Source organism: Limisalsivibrio acetivorans, from assembly GCF_000421105.1.
GTDB classification, from domain to species: domain Bacteria; phylum Chrysiogenota; class Deferribacteres; order Deferribacterales; family Geovibrionaceae; genus Limisalsivibrio; species Limisalsivibrio acetivorans.
Genome location: NZ_ATWF01000001.1, coordinates 2,076,991 through 2,092,116 on the forward strand (window position 1 = coordinate 2,076,991; position 15,126 = coordinate 2,092,116).

The 15,126-nt window shown below is 50.8% G+C and carries 14 protein-coding genes; 10 read left to right on the forward strand and 4 right to left on the reverse strand.

Features of this window, described 5'->3' with window-relative positions:
• The first annotated feature begins 98 nt into the window (after positions 1–98).
• The 5 genes from K300_RS0109855 to K300_RS0109875 are packed head-to-tail and all read left to right on the forward strand — an operon-like array spanning position 99 to position 6,312.
• Positions 99–404, forward strand: coding sequence for an ArsR/SmtB family transcription factor (locus K300_RS0109855; RefSeq protein ID WP_022851504.1), 306 nt, complete (start codon positions 99–101; stop codon positions 402–404).
• Positions 374–1,693: a TolC family protein gene (locus tag K300_RS0109860; protein WP_022851505.1), complete on the forward strand. Its 1,320-nt coding sequence runs from the start codon at positions 374–376 to the stop codon at positions 1,691–1,693. The genes K300_RS0109855 and K300_RS0109860 overlap by 31 nt, the downstream gene beginning before the upstream one ends.
• A gap of 20 nt (positions 1,694–1,713) precedes the next feature.
• Complete coding sequence (locus K300_RS0109865; protein WP_022851506.1) at positions 1,714–2,889, forward strand: efflux RND transporter periplasmic adaptor subunit; 1,176 nt, start codon at positions 1,714–1,716, stop codon at positions 2,887–2,889.
• A gap of 2 nt (positions 2,890–2,891) precedes the next feature.
• Positions 2,892–6,119: an efflux RND transporter permease subunit gene (locus K300_RS0109870; protein WP_022851507.1), complete on the forward strand. Its 3,228-nt coding sequence runs from the start codon at positions 2,892–2,894 to the stop codon at positions 6,117–6,119.
• A gap of 1 nt (position 6,120) precedes the next feature.
• Entirely contained in the window at positions 6,121–6,312 is a 192-nt protein-coding gene (locus K300_RS0109875) for a YgaP family membrane protein (RefSeq protein WP_022851508.1), read from the forward strand.
• 35 nt (positions 6,313–6,347) lie between these two features.
• Here K300_RS0109875 and K300_RS0109880 read toward each other — a convergent pair whose 3' ends face one another.
• Complete coding sequence (locus K300_RS0109880) at positions 6,348–7,262, reverse strand: GntR family transcriptional regulator (RefSeq protein ID WP_022851509.1); 915 nt, start codon at positions 7,260–7,262, stop codon at positions 6,348–6,350.
• Positions 7,263–7,386: 124 nt separating this feature from the next.
• Between K300_RS0109880 and K300_RS0109885 the strand changes: the two genes are divergently transcribed.
• Positions 7,387–7,887, forward strand: a complete 501-nt coding sequence (locus K300_RS0109885) for an AbrB family transcriptional regulator (protein WP_022851510.1) — start codon at positions 7,387–7,389, stop codon at positions 7,885–7,887.
• On the opposite strand, the gene K300_RS0109890 is transcribed toward K300_RS0109885, so the two are convergent.
• Genes K300_RS0109890 through K300_RS0109900 form a run of 3 tightly spaced genes read right to left on the reverse strand, consistent with a single transcriptional unit; the run spans position 7,884 to position 10,747 of the window.
• Complete coding sequence (locus K300_RS0109890; protein ID WP_022851511.1) at positions 7,884–8,630, reverse strand: IclR family transcriptional regulator; 747 nt, start codon at positions 8,628–8,630, stop codon at positions 7,884–7,886. The two genes, K300_RS0109885 and K300_RS0109890, sit on opposite strands and share 4 nt — an antisense overlap.
• A gap of 3 nt (positions 8,631–8,633) precedes the next feature.
• The gene (locus K300_RS15300) at positions 8,634–9,545 is read right to left on the reverse strand and encodes a hydroxymethylglutaryl-CoA lyase (RefSeq protein WP_022851512.1); all 912 of its coding nucleotides are present in this window, start codon (positions 9,543–9,545) and stop codon (positions 8,634–8,636) included.
• A gap of 5 nt (positions 9,546–9,550) precedes the next feature.
• Positions 9,551–10,747 carry a CaiB/BaiF CoA transferase family protein gene (locus tag K300_RS0109900; protein WP_022851513.1) on the reverse strand — a complete coding sequence of 399 codons (1,197 nt, stop codon included), beginning with the start codon at positions 10,745–10,747 and terminating at the stop codon, positions 9,551–9,553.
• A 226-nt stretch (positions 10,748–10,973) separates the two neighbouring features.
• Here K300_RS0109900 and K300_RS0109905 point away from each other — a divergent pair, with 226 nt between their 5' ends.
• From K300_RS0109905 to K300_RS0109920, 4 genes are all read left to right on the forward strand, one after another.
• Complete coding sequence (locus tag K300_RS0109905) at positions 10,974–12,596, forward strand: ATP-binding protein (RefSeq protein WP_022851514.1); 1,623 nt, start codon at positions 10,974–10,976, stop codon at positions 12,594–12,596.
• A complete protein-coding gene (locus tag K300_RS0109910) occupies positions 12,589–13,275 on the forward strand; it encodes a response regulator (RefSeq protein ID WP_022851515.1) in 687 nt (228 codons plus the stop codon). The genes K300_RS0109905 and K300_RS0109910 overlap by 8 nt, the downstream gene beginning before the upstream one ends.
• Positions 13,276–13,579: 304 nt before the next feature.
• Complete coding sequence (locus K300_RS0109915) at positions 13,580–14,566, forward strand: tripartite tricarboxylate transporter substrate binding protein (RefSeq protein ID WP_040463718.1); 987 nt, start codon at positions 13,580–13,582, stop codon at positions 14,564–14,566.
• A 73-nt stretch (positions 14,567–14,639) separates the two neighbouring features.
• Positions 14,640–15,125 carry a tripartite tricarboxylate transporter TctB family protein gene (locus K300_RS0109920; protein WP_022851517.1) on the forward strand — a complete coding sequence of 162 codons (486 nt, stop codon included), beginning with the start codon at positions 14,640–14,642 and terminating at the stop codon, positions 15,123–15,125.
• The last annotated feature ends 1 nt before the right edge of the window (position 15,126 follow it).

The following is a 15,126-nucleotide window of genomic DNA, read 5'->3' on the forward strand; positions in this document are numbered from 1 at the left end:
GTGTATAAAAAGTTGACAGTGGCCCCTGTGCAATATATATAAATATATAGATATAATTTCAGCAGTTTATTTCATTCATTAAATTATGGAGGCTCCCTATGGATACTAACTGGTACGATCTTTACGCTGACAAGCTGAAGGCTCTCGGTCATCCTGTTCGTCTTAAACTTGTAATCGGTCTTATGAATAACGAATGTAACGTAACTAAGATATGCAAAGGGCTCAACATCCCCCAGGCGACGACCAGTCAACATCTTGCGATACTCAAAAACAAGGGTATCATCAAGGGTAGAAGGGATGGCACCAGTATCTGCTACAGCATCGAGGACGATGGTGTCCGGGAGATGTTGAATAAGCTTTTGGAGGCTACTGAATGCGAACTGGAAGACTGTCAGCAGGCATAGCCGCTCTACTGATTGCTCTCTCCGCCTCTGCCGAGGCCAAAAGGATAGACTACGGCGAAGCCAGAGAAACCGCCCTTGATTACAGCCGCCTCATTAAGGCATATGAGGCTGAGGCAAAGGGTGCGGAGTACCGTCGCAGGCAGGCTGTGGGAGCATATCTGCCCAAGATCAACCTCAGCGAAACCTATACCAGCACCGATGAGCCTGCAAATGCCGCATTCTCAACCATGGCGCAGGGTGAATTCGATATGCCCTATTTCATGAACCAGCTCGCCGATCCGGACAGAATCGATAACTTCCGAACCAAGATCGAAGTTCTCCAGCCCGTTTATATGCAGGGGAAGATACGCTACTCCATTAAGCAGGCAAAGCTTGCTGGAGACGCCTCCAACTTAACGACCGAGCGTGTGCGGCAGAATATAATATATAACCTGAACCGTGCATTCTTTGGTACTGCCCTTGCGGAGAAAGCTCTTGATGTTGTCCGAACCTCCGAGAAGAGAACCAGACGCTACTACGAGATGACAAAGGACTTCTACGAGAACGGCCTTGTTGTGAAGAGCGATCTTCTCGTGGCGGAGACCTATCTGCTCATGAACGAGCAGGCTCGAAAGGATGCCAAAAAGGAGCTTGCTGTGGCTGTGAGCCATCTGCAGAGGCTTCTTGATACCGACGAGGATCTTTCTATCATATGGGAGGATCCGGGCTACAGGACAGATAAATCACTCAATGAATATATAGATACCGCCATTACAGAGAGGCAGGATCTTGCTGCAATGGAAAAGCACGAGAAAGCCGCGCAGTATGAGGTGGATAAGTCCAAGGGGGCATATCTCCCGGAGGTTGCCGTTTTTGCAGACTACCAACGCAACGATGAAGAGTTTCTTGGTGATTCCGGAGAAGGGGTAACCTTCGGAGCACAGCTTAAGCTGAACCTCTTCAACGGCGGTGCCGATCACTATAAGATCAAAGAGAACAAGGCGAAGCATCTCGCCATGCTCCACCGTGTGGCGGATAAGCGTCTTGCCGTTAAATCGGAGGTAAAGTCCGCATTCTACGGTGTCGAAGCCGCCTCCGCACAGCTTGATGCAGCCAGAAAACGTGTGGAGTCCACCTCCACCGCCCTTGAGATCACCGAAAACAGGTTCAGGGAAGGGCTTGCAAAGATCACTGAGCTCCTCGACAGGGAGGTGGATCTCCAGAAGGCTGAGCTTTCCCTTTATATGTCCGAATACCAACTAATTATCAGCAGAGCCGGGCTACTTTACGCCTCCGGCGAGCTGAACTGATTCTTCCACGGAGTTCTTCAATGAAAAAGCTGATTCTATTCCTATCGATGATTGTTGTTGCTGCCGGTTGTTCCGGCGGGGGCGAAAAGGAGAGCGAAAAACCTGAAGCCAGAACGATGAAAGTCACCCTCGGTAAGGCAGAGACAACCAGCATGCCCGCCTCACGCTCCTTTTCCGCCACGGTATCCAGTGATAAAACCGCAATGCTCATACCCAAGGTTGTGGGTTATGTGGAGGCTATCCACGTCTCCCCCGGTGAGAGCTTTGAGAAGGGAGATCTGCTCGTAAGCATTAAGAGTACCGAGCTGGAGGAGAAAAAGCGGTTCGCCGAATCCGCCGTTCAGGAGGCTGAAAGCGGGTTTAATCAGGCGGAGATAGGCCTGCGCATGGCGGAAGGTCAGCTTAAGCAGGCCGAATCCAACTTCGAGCTGGCAAAAAAGACCTATGACAGATACTCCAATCTTATAAAAAACGACTCCGTGAGCAAGCAGGAGTTCGATCAGGTGGAATCGAAGTATGAGCAGGCGAAGGAACAGGTTAATATCGTCAGAGAGAACGTGAGCCTTGCCAAGGAAAAGATGCAACAGCTCAGGCTCAAGAAACAGCAGGCGGAGGCTATGCTTGCAGAGGTACAGGCGTATCTCTCATACACTGAAATCAGAGCCCCCTTCAACGGCGTGGTTCTCGAAAAGCTTCTCGATACAGGCAACCTCGCCGCCCCCGGTAACCCGATCCTTAAGATAGGCAACAACGAGATGGTGGTTTACGCCTTCCTCAATGAGAGCCTTATCAATGACATCTCTGTGGGCTCCAGGGCGGAGATAACTGTGGATTCACTCAACTTCACATGCTCAAGCACCGTACTGCAGATAAGCCCCGATATCGATGCGGCCACAAGGAACTTCAAGGTTAAGCTCTCCGGCCACGAGCGTTTTGTTCCCGGCATGTATGCCAAGGTCAGCATCGCCACCGGAGAGGACAGCATCGTTACAGTACCCGAGAACGCCCTTGTTCAGCGAGGACAGCTGAGCGTCGTTTTCGTGGAAGAGAACATGAAGGCGGATATGCGTATAGTAAAGACGGGGCGTAATTTCGAGGGGGTCATCGAGATTCTGAGCGGCGTCAAGGCCGGTGAGAGTATTGTAGTTCAGAATGCAGAGGCGCTTAAAACGGGCGATAAACTGGAGACCGAGTAGTTATGGAAGAGAACAGGAAACAGGAAACAGAAAAGCCTAACCTCGCATCCCGTCTCGCTTCCGGGCTTATCACCAGCAAGCTGACACCACTGCTTATCATCGCCACACTCTTTATAGGTGCGGCTGCGGTCATCATGACCCCGAAGGAAGAAGAGCCGCAGATTACCGTTCCCATGATAGATATTTTCGTTCCTTACCCTGGAGCGAATGCCAGTAATGTGGAAAAAACCGTAACCGAACCCCTAGAGGAGATCATGTGGGAGATCCCGGGAGTGGAGTACGTTTACAGCACGGCCATGAACGATATGGGCATGGTGGTTGTGCGCTTTAAGGTTGGCGAGAGTGAAGAGGAATCGATCACCAAGCTGAAGATGAAGATTGATTACAACATGGACCGAATGCCCCACGGCGTTGTCCCTCCCATAATAAAGAGCCGTTCCATCGATAATGTGCCCCAGATGGCCGTTACCCTGTGGTCGGATAAACACGACTCCTATGAGCTCCGCCGTATCGCTGTGGAGACGGAGAAGCACCTCAAAGAGGTTCCCGATGTCTCAAAGACAAGCATACTGGGTGGATATAAGCGGGCTCTGCGTATAGAACCCGATATGGAGAAGCTGAAGGCGTACAATCTCGATCTTTTCATGGTTTATGAAGCCCTTAAGATGAATAACGCCTCTCTGAACACCGGACAGATCGTTCAGAGCAATGAGGTTATCTACATCACCGCAGGCGGCTTCTACAACACCTCCGCCGAGGTACGTGACACTGTAGTTGGAGCGTACGGCGGCAAGGCCGTACACCTTAAGGATGTTGCCGAAGTCATCGACGGACCGGAGGTACCCGATTCCTATACCCTCATGGGCTTCCACGAGAGAAAAACGGACGAAAGGTTCCCGGCTGTTACAATCTCCCTATCAAAGCGAAAGGGTAGCGACATAGTTGTTGTCGGAGACGATCTTCTCAGCAAGCTTGAGGGTCTCAAGGGGTATGTTATCCCCGATACCGTTAACACAACAGTTACGAAGAACTACGGCAAAACAGCCTACGAGAAGGTTAAGCTCCTTATGGAGCATCTTTTGGGTGCGATTATTGCCGTTATCATAGTTATGACTGTTACGATGGGGTGGCGTGCCGGCTTTGTGGTGTTTGTTGCACTACCCGTAACCTTCGCCCTCACCCTTTTCGTTTACTATATGCTCGATTACACCCTTAACCGGGTTACGCTTTTCGCCCTTATATTCGTCGCAGGGCTTGTTGTGGATGATGCGATCATCGTTGTTGAGAATATGGAGCGGCACTTCAAAATGAGCCGCAAAAACCTTCTCCAAAGGGCTATCTATGCCGTCGGAGAGGTGGGCAACCCCACGATCCTCGCAACGCTCACCGTTATCGTAGCGCTATATCCCATGGCGTTTGTACGGGGGCTGATGGGGCCTTACATGAAGCCTATGCCCATAGGTGCATCCCTTGCGATGATATTCTCCCTACTTGTGGCGCTCATGATTACTCCGTGGCTATCCTTTAAGCTCCTCTCGAAGATGAAGATCAAAGGTGAGGCAAAGGAGCTGAGCGAGGATGAATACGTCCGAGGTACGAGGCTGTATAAGTTTTACAAGGCTTTCCTGACCCCCTTTATGCACAGCCGGCCGAAGCGGTACATGCTCATGGGCTTTATGGTCCTTCTCTTCGCAGGGGCCTTCCTCTTCGTTCCCGCAAAGCTTGTGGTAATGAAGATGCTCCCTTTCGACAACAAGAATGAGCTTCAGGTTATTATAGATACCCCCGAAGGCACCCCTCTGGAGCAGACCACCCAGCTGGCCAGCGAGATAGGGAGCTATCTGGGAACTGTGGACGAGGTGGAGAACTACCAGATATACGCCGGAGGGCACGCTCCCTATAACTTCAACGGCCTTGTGCGCCACTACTACCTCCGCTCCGAGGAGAATCAGGCGGATATACAGGTCAACTTCGTGCATAAATCCGAAAGGAATCTGAAGAGCCACGGTATAGCAAAGAAGATAAGAGGCCCCATCGCAGAGATTGGGGATAAATATAACGCCAGCATAAAGATAGCAGAGGTTCCCCCGGGACCTCCCGTTCTCTCCACCCTTGTGGCAGAGGTTTACGGACCGGATGAGGAAACGAGGCGGGGTGTTGCCTCGAAGGTAATGAATATCTTCGAGAATACCGAAGGCGTCGTGGATATCGACACCTACGAGGAATCGAACATGAAGAAGCTCGATTTCAAGGTGGACAAGGAGAAGGCTGCACTTGTTGGGGTATCCTCCGAGATGGTCTCCAAGACCCTCTATATGGGGCTTAAGGGGATGAAGGCAGGCGTGCTCCATACAGGTACGGACAGAGAGGACGTGGATATTACAGTCCAGCTCTCCGAAGACCGAAAGAACGCCGTAACCGCACTTCGGGACATACACCTCATGTCGAAGAACGGCAAACCCGTTCCACTGGGTGAGCTGGTTACAGTTAAAGAGACCCAAAAGGAAAAGGCTATCTACCATAAAAACATGCAGCCTGTAACCTACATAACTGCAGACGTTGCCGGCGTTGAGGAGAGCCCCGTTTACGCAATCCTCAAGATGAAGGGTGATGTGGAGAAGCTCACCCATAACGGCAAATCCATAAAGCAGTACTGGACAAAACAGCCTGAATTCACCCAGGAGCCCTCCATCAAGTGGGACGGTGAATGGCAGATTACCTACGAGGTTTTCAGGGATCTCGGCCTCGCCTTTGCGGCTGTACTTGTCATAATGTATTTCGTCCTGGTGGGGTGGTTCAAGTCCTTCATAACGCCGATTATCATGATGATACCGATCCCGCTTAGTCTGCTCGGCATCATCCCCGGTCACTACCTCTTCGGGAAGTTCTTCACCGCCACCAGTATGATAGGCTTTATCGCACTGGCGGGAATCATGGTGCGGAATGCGGTTCTCCTCATCGATTTCATAGAACACGGCCTCAGAAACGGCAAAAGCCTTGAGGATGCAGTGATAGAATCCGGTGCAATACGAACAAGGCCCGTTTTCCTTACAACGATATCGGTAATCGTTGGCGCCCTCTTCATGCTGCCGGATCCCATATTCGCAGGGCTGGGTGTATCACTTATTACAGGTGCATTCGTTTCAACGATCCTTACGTTGGGTGTAATACCACTCATATATTATCTGAACTATAAATTCCTGGAGAAATTCAGGAAGAAAGGAGCGTGACATGACAGTTAAGTATATCCTCAGACTGGTTCCGGGGATCATGATCCTTGTGAGCCTTGCCCTTGGTCTCACTGTAAATCAATGGTGGTTTGCCCTCGCGGCATTCGTGGGATTGAACCTTATTCAATCAGCATTCACAAAATGGTGCCTCCTTGAGTCTATCCTGATAAAGATAGGCGTACCGGAGGAGTAGAATATTTTATGGCGGGCTCCTTTAGCGGGAGCCCTCTATTCTCCGCTGGTTGAAATATCCAGTATTACCTCTGCGTTTATCTTCTCTCTTAGGGAGCGTTTCAGATGCTCACGGAGAAACTCGCTCGCCTCAACATACCAGCCGGAGAGTATTATCTCAATGAGCCGGACGTGCTCGGCGCACTGCCCCTCCACCCTTTTTCTATCCACACTCTGCAGAAGCTCCATGGCACGCCGCTGCATATTCACCCTGCGTACGGTTTGGAGTATGAAACGGTTATGACATGAGGCGGCGGGGAGCTCGTGCATCTCTGCACCAAGACTTACAAGGTCCATATCGGTGAAGTCACCGGAGCCGTTTTCTGCGATATGGCGCTGTATTTCAAGCATCCTCTTAAAGGCTTCCCTGTCCGGCTCGAAGGATGGAAGCATAACCACCTGAGGTTCAAGGAGTATTCTGAGTTCGTAGTTCTCCCGCAGGCTCTCCTTGGAATCGACCATTGGGAGGAAACGCCATCCGTGGAAGGCCTTCTGCTCGATCCACCCCTCCTCCGCAATCTGGGTTAGAACCCTCTTCAGCTGACCTCTAGAGATGTTGTATCTGCGCATCAGCTCATTCTCTGTCACGGTGTCCTCAAGTTGTCGCTTTATACGATCCCTTGCTATGTTCCTGTACAGCCCTTCGGGTGTGTCCGTATCCTCCGTAGGCGGGTTCTCCACCGTAATCTCCGAAGCATCCATGTTCAGGAAGCACCCCCTGTTCTGCTCCGCATAGGCAAAGCCGTTTTCGCAAAGCTCTTTCAGAGCACGGCGGACAGGGGTTCTTGATATGCCGAGGGATTCGGTAATCTCTGCCTCGGTCAGCCTGTCACCACGGCTCATACGCTTTATCCTCGCCTGCTGGAGTATACCTTCGGCAACCTTGCTCAGTTTTCCTGTAAATCTGCCCATAGTGTGACCGCCTTCCTTATTTCGCTGGAAGTATAGCATATGTATTTAGTCTATGCAAAATACATTTACACGGTTTTGCGATTGTGCTATACGGTAATAAAGTACGATAGACGGGGTGTATCAGATGGAAAGGCTTGTGATTATCATTGTGATGGGAATAATAGGAGGGGTTCTTGCTGATAAATACCATATCCCCGGCGGTGCTGTTGTGGGAGCCATGGCGGGCTCCGGCGTATGCTCCATACTCATCTCCCCCGGTATCGCAATGCCTTCATCGGTAAACACCACTATCCAGATCCTCCTCGGCATATCTCTGGGGATAACATTCCAACCCTCTTTTGTTAAGATGATACCCAAGGTTCTCCCCATTGCCGTTCTCAGCACACTTATCCTGCTCATCGTTGCCGTTGCCATGTCCTATCTTGCCAAAAGATTCGGGCTTATGGATTTCGGCACGGCACTTTTCGGGTTTTCACCCGGCGGCATGTCCGGCATGGCGATAATTGCCAAGGAAGAGGGGCTCCAAACCTCTGTAGTGGCGTTTCTTCATGTGGTAAGGATTTTCACGCTGTTCGTTGTTGTTCCGATTATAGTCAGGCTTCTTTTTGTGAAAACACCAGATTAAAGGAGGGGGATGAAGGAGTTGAGCTTTCGCCCGTACTCCTGAACCATGGAGATCTCCGCATCACCAACGTTGATTTTGAACCTTTCAAGGGGTGCTGAGACGCTGAGAGAGCCGAAGATGTCTCCTCCAGCATCGAAGAGAGGCACGGCCACCGCCGCAAGGTAGGGGTCCCTTTCACCAAGAGTTACCGCATACCCTCTCTCACGAACCTCAGTGAGCTGTTTCTCAAGGACACTGGGATCGGGATAGGAGTTGCTTATATCCACACCTGAAAGGTATGCGTTGAAGAAAACCTTCGGAGCATAGGCCAGGATAACCTTCCCCGTTGCCCCCAGATGGAGGGGGAGCTTCTGCCCCAGGGAAACGCTCACACGCAGGGCGGTTTCCGCCTCATGACGCATAATACACTTCCTCTCAAGGCCGGCGAGCCGGTATATTGTCACCGTCTCACCTATCTTCCCCCCAAGCTCCTTCATAATCTGCTGTATGGAGGTGGGTGCGGAGGCGGAGTTAAGGTATATGTTGGCAAGTTCAAGCATTCGGATCCCGAGCCGGTAGGTCTGGTTTCTCGAATCCTTGGTGAGGAAGCCCTCTGCTGTAAGCGTTGAGCAGAGGCGGTACACACTCGGCTTTGATATGTTCAGCATAGAGCATATATCACCAAGGGATAGCTCACGTTCCTCCCCTGTAAAGCAGGTCAGTATCTGCAGTGCCTTTTCCACACTGCTTGATGTTGCGGGCATTTGTCAGTCCGTCAGGTTCAGTTTTTCGATGAGGGGGTAGTGGACGGATATACGGCTGTTGAACTCACGCCCGTATATCCCCTTCGCCAGCTCAGCGGCTTTAACTATAGCACCCAGTGAGACGCTTTTCAACTCCCCCATGGACTGCAGCATGTACACCATATCCTCGGTGGCCTGATTTCCGGGGGCTCCCTTCATAAAGGGGCATCCCCCCATGCCGGCAACCGAGCTGTCGAAGATTACAGCACCACCCTCTATTCCGGCGAGGACGTTTGCCATCGCCATGCCGAAGGTGTCGTGCATATGAAGACCGAGGGGTCTGTCGCCGGACATGGCAGAGACTCTGCGGCAGATGCGCTCCACCTGAGCCGGTCTTGCAAAGCCCGCTGTATCGGAAAGACCTATCTCATCGGCACCCGCCTCCAGATACTTCTCTGTGAGGGTGTAAACCCTTTCCTCGTCCACCCTTCCTTCATAGTAGCAACCGAAGGCGGCCTGTATCCCCGCACGTACACGTATACCTGCGGAAACGGCCTCCTTTATCATATCGGTAATTCCGGGAAGTGCTTCTGCAATGCCTTTCCCTGTGTTCTCTCGGTTATGGGTATCGCTGGCGGAGATGGATATATTTAGAAGCTTAACGCCGCACTCCACCGCACGCTCAAGCCCCTTTCTATTAAGAACAAGGCCGGAAAAGAGTACACCATCTTTATCTGCATATCGTTGAAACAGCTCTTCAACACCGGCCATCTGAGGGACACGCTTCTCGTTCACAAAGGAGCCGAGCTGAATACGCTCTATCCCCGATTCCATAACCATATCAATAAGATTAACCTTCTGCTCCATGGTCAGTATCTCGGGATTGCTCTGCAGACCCTCACGAAGCCCCACTTCCTCAAGCTGTATTCTTCCCATTCGTATCAATCCTCCAGCGGGGCGAGTATGCCCGCATCTCTAAGTTCTTCCGCCCTCTTTCCATCTATCCCTATGCGTCTTAGAATGTCCGAAGCCCCTTCGTTAATTCTCGGCGGTGCACCTTTATCGCACTGCCTCCAGCTCCCTATCCTCAAGGGGAGGGAGGGGAGCTTAGCCTTTATTCCCCCTTCAAGCTCCGTTTCCACAAGGTTTCCTTCGGCGTTCATCTGCGGATCATCGAAGAGATCCCCCGGCTTTGAAACCTTGCCGTAGGGTATCTCCGCCTCCTCGCAACGCTTGAGTATCTCATCAAGGGGGAGCTCCTCCACACGATTCTCAAGCTCAACGATGAGCCATTCACGCTCATCGAGCCTGCTGTTGTTGGTGGCAAGCTTCTCATTACCGCACAGGTCATCGAAGCCAAAGGCTCGACAGAACCTCTGCCAGTGGCGGTCGCTGGTTATGCCTATGAAAATCCTGTCACCCTCGCTGCTCGTGAACAGATCGTATATCGACCACGCCCTTCCACGCTCGGGCATGGGGGGAACGGGAACACCCGTTATCGCCTCGTTTGCCATATGCTGACCCATGAGGAAAGCGGCGGATTCAAACAGTGTGGAGACTACATAGGTTCCGGCACCCGTAACCTGACGCTGGTAAAGAGCTGTGATGATCCCGAGGGCGGCGTAGGTTCCACCCATAACATCAACAACGGATGCGCCTGCACGAAGGGGCTTGTTCCTTGGTCCTGTCATATATGCAAGACCGGACATCATCTGCACAACTTCATCAAGGGCGGCCCGCTTCTCATAGGGCCCCTTCATGAACCCTTTCATTGAGCAGAATATCACAGCCGGGTTTATCTCCCGGACCGTTTCATATCCGAACCCCAACCGCTCTATGGTTCCGGGGGCGAAGTTCTCTATGAAAACATCCGCCTCCTTTACAAGGTCACGCACGATCCCTTTTCCTTCATCACTTTTCAGGTCGAGGCAGAGGCTCTTCTTGTTCCTGTTGTAGAAGCCGTAGAAACCTCTGGCGAAACCCTTTAGTCTTCGTGTATCATCGCCGTCGGTCTTCTCTATGCGGATAACATCTGCACCCATATCTGCAAGAATAAGCCCGCAGGTGGGACCCATTACGTTCTGCGTCAGTTCTAGTACCGTAATCCCCTGAAGGGGGAGTTCGGGATTGCTGGTCATTATCTTTACCTCTTTCGCACTCTTTTTGTTTCATAATACAAAATATAATTTCACTAGACGATACACCCGCTACAGGTAGCAGTCAAGCATAAAGGAGCCGGCTTGGTAATTAAACGGTGTGTGGTATGGGCTTCGGGCTGATTTATGGTGCTTTTTTTCACTGGATTTATTTATTCCCCAAAGCTAAGTTCATAGGGTAAGGATTTCCCATGGGGAAAGGGTGGCTATGCTCAAAAGGATTATCGGTTTTATAAAGCCGAAAACATTACAGAATAAGCTGATATTGATTATAAGCGGCCTTGTCGTTCTGCAGATGATCGCCCTGGGCACTATGTCGCTGCAGATAATCGCAGAGATTCTGGAAAACCAGATAGGTAAGCGAGCCCTTTCCGTCTCCAAGACAGTCTCCGAGATCCCCTCCATACGAAAAGAGATAATGCACGGCGATCCGGAGGGGAGGATACAGGGGATTGTCGAGGGGATCCGGATTAAAACGGGTGCGGAATTCATCGTTGTAGGCAACCACGAGGGGCGCAGGTTCGCCCATCCGGACGAGTACAAGATCGGTCGGTTCATGGTGGGCGGCGACAGCAAAAGGGCCCTTCAGCGTGGTGAATCCTACGTATCCAAAGCTGTGGGAACCCTTGGACCCTCCATTCGGGGGAAGGTCCCTGTATTTGACGATAACGGCAATGTCATCGGCATCGTATCCACCGGCTACCTTATCAAAGAGGTGGAGGAGATCATAGGCAACTATCAGATGAGCCTCAAGTATCTGATAGCGATGATGGCACTCATCGGGGTTGCAGCCGCTGTATACATATCGAGGGGCTTCAAGAAGGCGATCTTCGGCCTCGAGCCAAGGGAGATTGCAAACCTACTCGAGGAGAAGAATGCGATCCTCGAGTCTATACGGGAAGGGGTTGCGGCGGTTAACGAGGAGGGGCGTGTGACCATGCTCAATACTGCGGCTCTGAGTATCCTGAACCTCCCCAACGCCGATGATATCCTCGGTAGAAGGATTGGTGAATCCGAGCCGGAACGTCTTATGACTCAGGTTCTTAAAACAGGTAATCCGAAACAAGATCAGGATTTAAAGATCGGCGAGATCGCCGTCGTAATGAACATCTACCCTATTAAGCATAACGCCGATGTAATTGGAGCCGTGGCAAGCTTCCGCCGCAAGGATGAGATCTCACGCATGGCAAAGGAGCTATCAAGGGTTAAGCAGTACTCAGAGATGCTGAGAGCACAGACCCACGAGTTCTCCAATAAGCTCCACACACTGGCAGGTCTCATACAGATTGAGGCATACACAGAAGCCCTCGACATGATAATAACCGAATCCACCGGCTACTACGACTTCTTTAAGCTCATGAGCTCCACGGTGAAAGATCCGATGCTATCTGCCATAATCATAGGGAAATACAGCTATGCACAGGAAAATAATATAGAGGTAACAATATCCGGAGAAAGCAGTATGAAGGATATCCCCGAGCATATCGACAGGGAGAGGCTGGTAACCATTCTCGGCAACCTCTTCGACAACGCCTTCGATGCTGTCCGTGAGGAATGTGCTGTTGAGAAGAAGGTGCATCTCCTCATGATGGACTACGGCAAGGAGCTTATATTCGAGATAGAGGATTCCGGCTGCGGTATAGATCCCGGCATGGAGATGCGAATCTTCGAAAAAGGGGTAACCACAAAGGATGAGCAGGGGAGAGGCTACGGCCTACACCTTGTAAGGCGTATTCTGGAGGAGATGGGTGGCTATATAACCGTTTCCGAAAGCAAACTTGGCGGTGCTCTTTTTACGGTAGCGCTCCCGAAGGAAGGGCAGGATGGATAATTTCAGGATACTCATTGTCGAAGACGATATAAAGATATCAAAGATCCACAGCCTCTATGCAGAGAAGGTGGAGGGCTTCGAAGTGGCGGGCATTGCGAACACTCTTGAGGACGCAGGGGATATGTACTCTATCCTAGAGCCGGATCTGATACTGCTGGACCTTTACTTCCCCGAAGGAAACGGGCTCGAGTTCCTGAGAAAGGTGCGCAGCGGCAATGCTCAGGCGGACTTCATACTCATCACGGCGGCAAAGGAGATGAAATCACTACAGGCGGCACTGTATGGAGGTGCCTTCGACTATCTTATTAAACCGGTTATATTCGACAGGTTCCAGGAATCACTCATACGTTTCAGAGAACACAGAAGAGGCCTTGCCTCTTCGGATACAGTTGAGCAGAAGGATGTTGACAGGTATTTCAGTATAACAGCAAGTCCGCCACAAACTGAAACATCCGTGCCTAAAGGTGTGGATCCCTTAACGCTCAAGAAGATCAAAAAAGTGTTCAAAGGCTCTACTGGTGAAGGTTTCAGCGCAGAGGCTGTAAGCGAGATATCGGGGGTAAGCCGTTCCACAGCTCGAAGATATCTTGAATACCTCATAAGCATTAACTATTTATACGCTGATCAGGTCTACGGCACAGTGGGGCGTCCGGAGCGGAAGTATTTCAAGATGAAATAGAAAATACGAATATCACCCATTCCCGTGGTTTTTATGAACAAAATAACCTTTAAGCTTTAAATCCAGAATATTCCCAGAAACTTTACTAATCAAAAAATTCAAATATTGTTCTAAGAAAGAGAACAATTGATTGCGTACCGTTTTAATACGCTGTTTTTTGTCCTTTTATCCACTGTCATATTGGCATTTGTCGATAACAGCGGAGGAATCACACGATTATATATTTGAGTTGACATACCAACTATGTTTTGGTATTTAAAACTATATTTCGTATTACGAAACAACACAGGAGGCACAGATGTCAATGTTCAGAAACCTCGTAAGAATCGGTTTTATAACCCTTGCCGCAGTTATGTTTATGACAGCGGCTCCCTTCCAGCAGGCTTCTGCGGAAGAGATCGATGAAATTCACTTCCTTATCCCCGGCGGCGCAGGCGGCGGCTGGGACGGTACCGCAAGGGGTGTGGGTAAAGCACTTCTCGATTCCGGCCTAATCGAAGAAGCATCCTTCGAAAACATGTCCGGCGGTGGCGGCGGTAAGGCAATCAACCACCTTATCTCCACAGCGAGAAGACAGAAGAAGACTATGATGGTTAACTCCACCCCCATCGTAATCCGTTCTCTCACCGGCGTTTTCCCCCAGTCCTTCAGGGACCTCACTCCCATCGCATCTGTTATTGCAGACTATGCAGCATTCGTTGTACCTGCAAAGTCCAAGTATCAGAGCTGGGGCGATGTTATGGCGGATTTCAAAGCAGACCCCAAGAGCGTAAAGATCGGCGGCGGTTCTGTTAAGGGTGGTATGGATCACCTCGTTCCCTCACTCGCCATTCAGGCAGCAGACGAAGACCCACTTAAGCTCACCTACATCCCCTACGATGCAGGTGGCAAAGCTATGGCCGGCCTTCTTTCCGGCGATACTCAGGTTCTCGCCACAGGATTCGGCGAAGCCCTCGGCCTTGCAAAGCAGGGTGAGGTTCGCATCCTTGCGGTAACCGCAGAGGAAAGGCTCGATGTTGCACCCAATACTCCCACCCTTAAGGAGCAGGGTTTTGACGTAACATTCGCAAACTGGAGAGGATTTTTCGGACCTCCCAACCTTGAGCAGGAAAGGGCGGATGCACTTCGTGCCGTACTTAAGAAGATGTACGACACACCCGAGTGGAAGGACATCAAAACCAAGCGTGGCTGGCAGAACCTCTATCAGCCCGGTGATGAATTCGTAGCGTTCCTTGAGAAGCAGGAAAATGAACTCGGCGGAATCATGCGCAAGCTCGGCTTCATAAGATAATATCTAACATTCGTTAATGAGCGGGGGAGCATTCGCTCCCCCATTTTAATTTGTTCAGTTAAAGGAGTTATACATGACCAGAGAAAAACTCGGCGGACTTGTTATGCTGATTTTCTCCATCGCTTACGGCATACAGGCCTTCCGGCTCCCATTGAGCTTCCTAGCACAGCAGGAGAGCTTCAACTCAAGGACAATGCCCCTAGCGCTTGCCGTTGCAGGGATAGTCTTTTCCCTGGCGATACTAATCCTCCCCACGGTGGATCCCGACGGCAAGCCCACCCTTGGCCAGGTTACTAAAGGTATGGAGTTCAAGAAAACAGGACTCCTCATAGTTTCAATGATCATCTACGGACTGATAATGAAGTGGATAGGCTTCCTTATCTCCTCGGCGATCTTTCTTATGGCAGGATTCTATATCCTCGGCGAGAGGAGGATCAAGATTATGCTTCTTGGCGCAATACCCCTTGTTATTGTGCTTTGGATAATAATGTCGCTTCTCCTCGGCGTATATATCGCACCGGGCGAGCTGTTTTACATAATGGGGATAATCGATGTTTGAG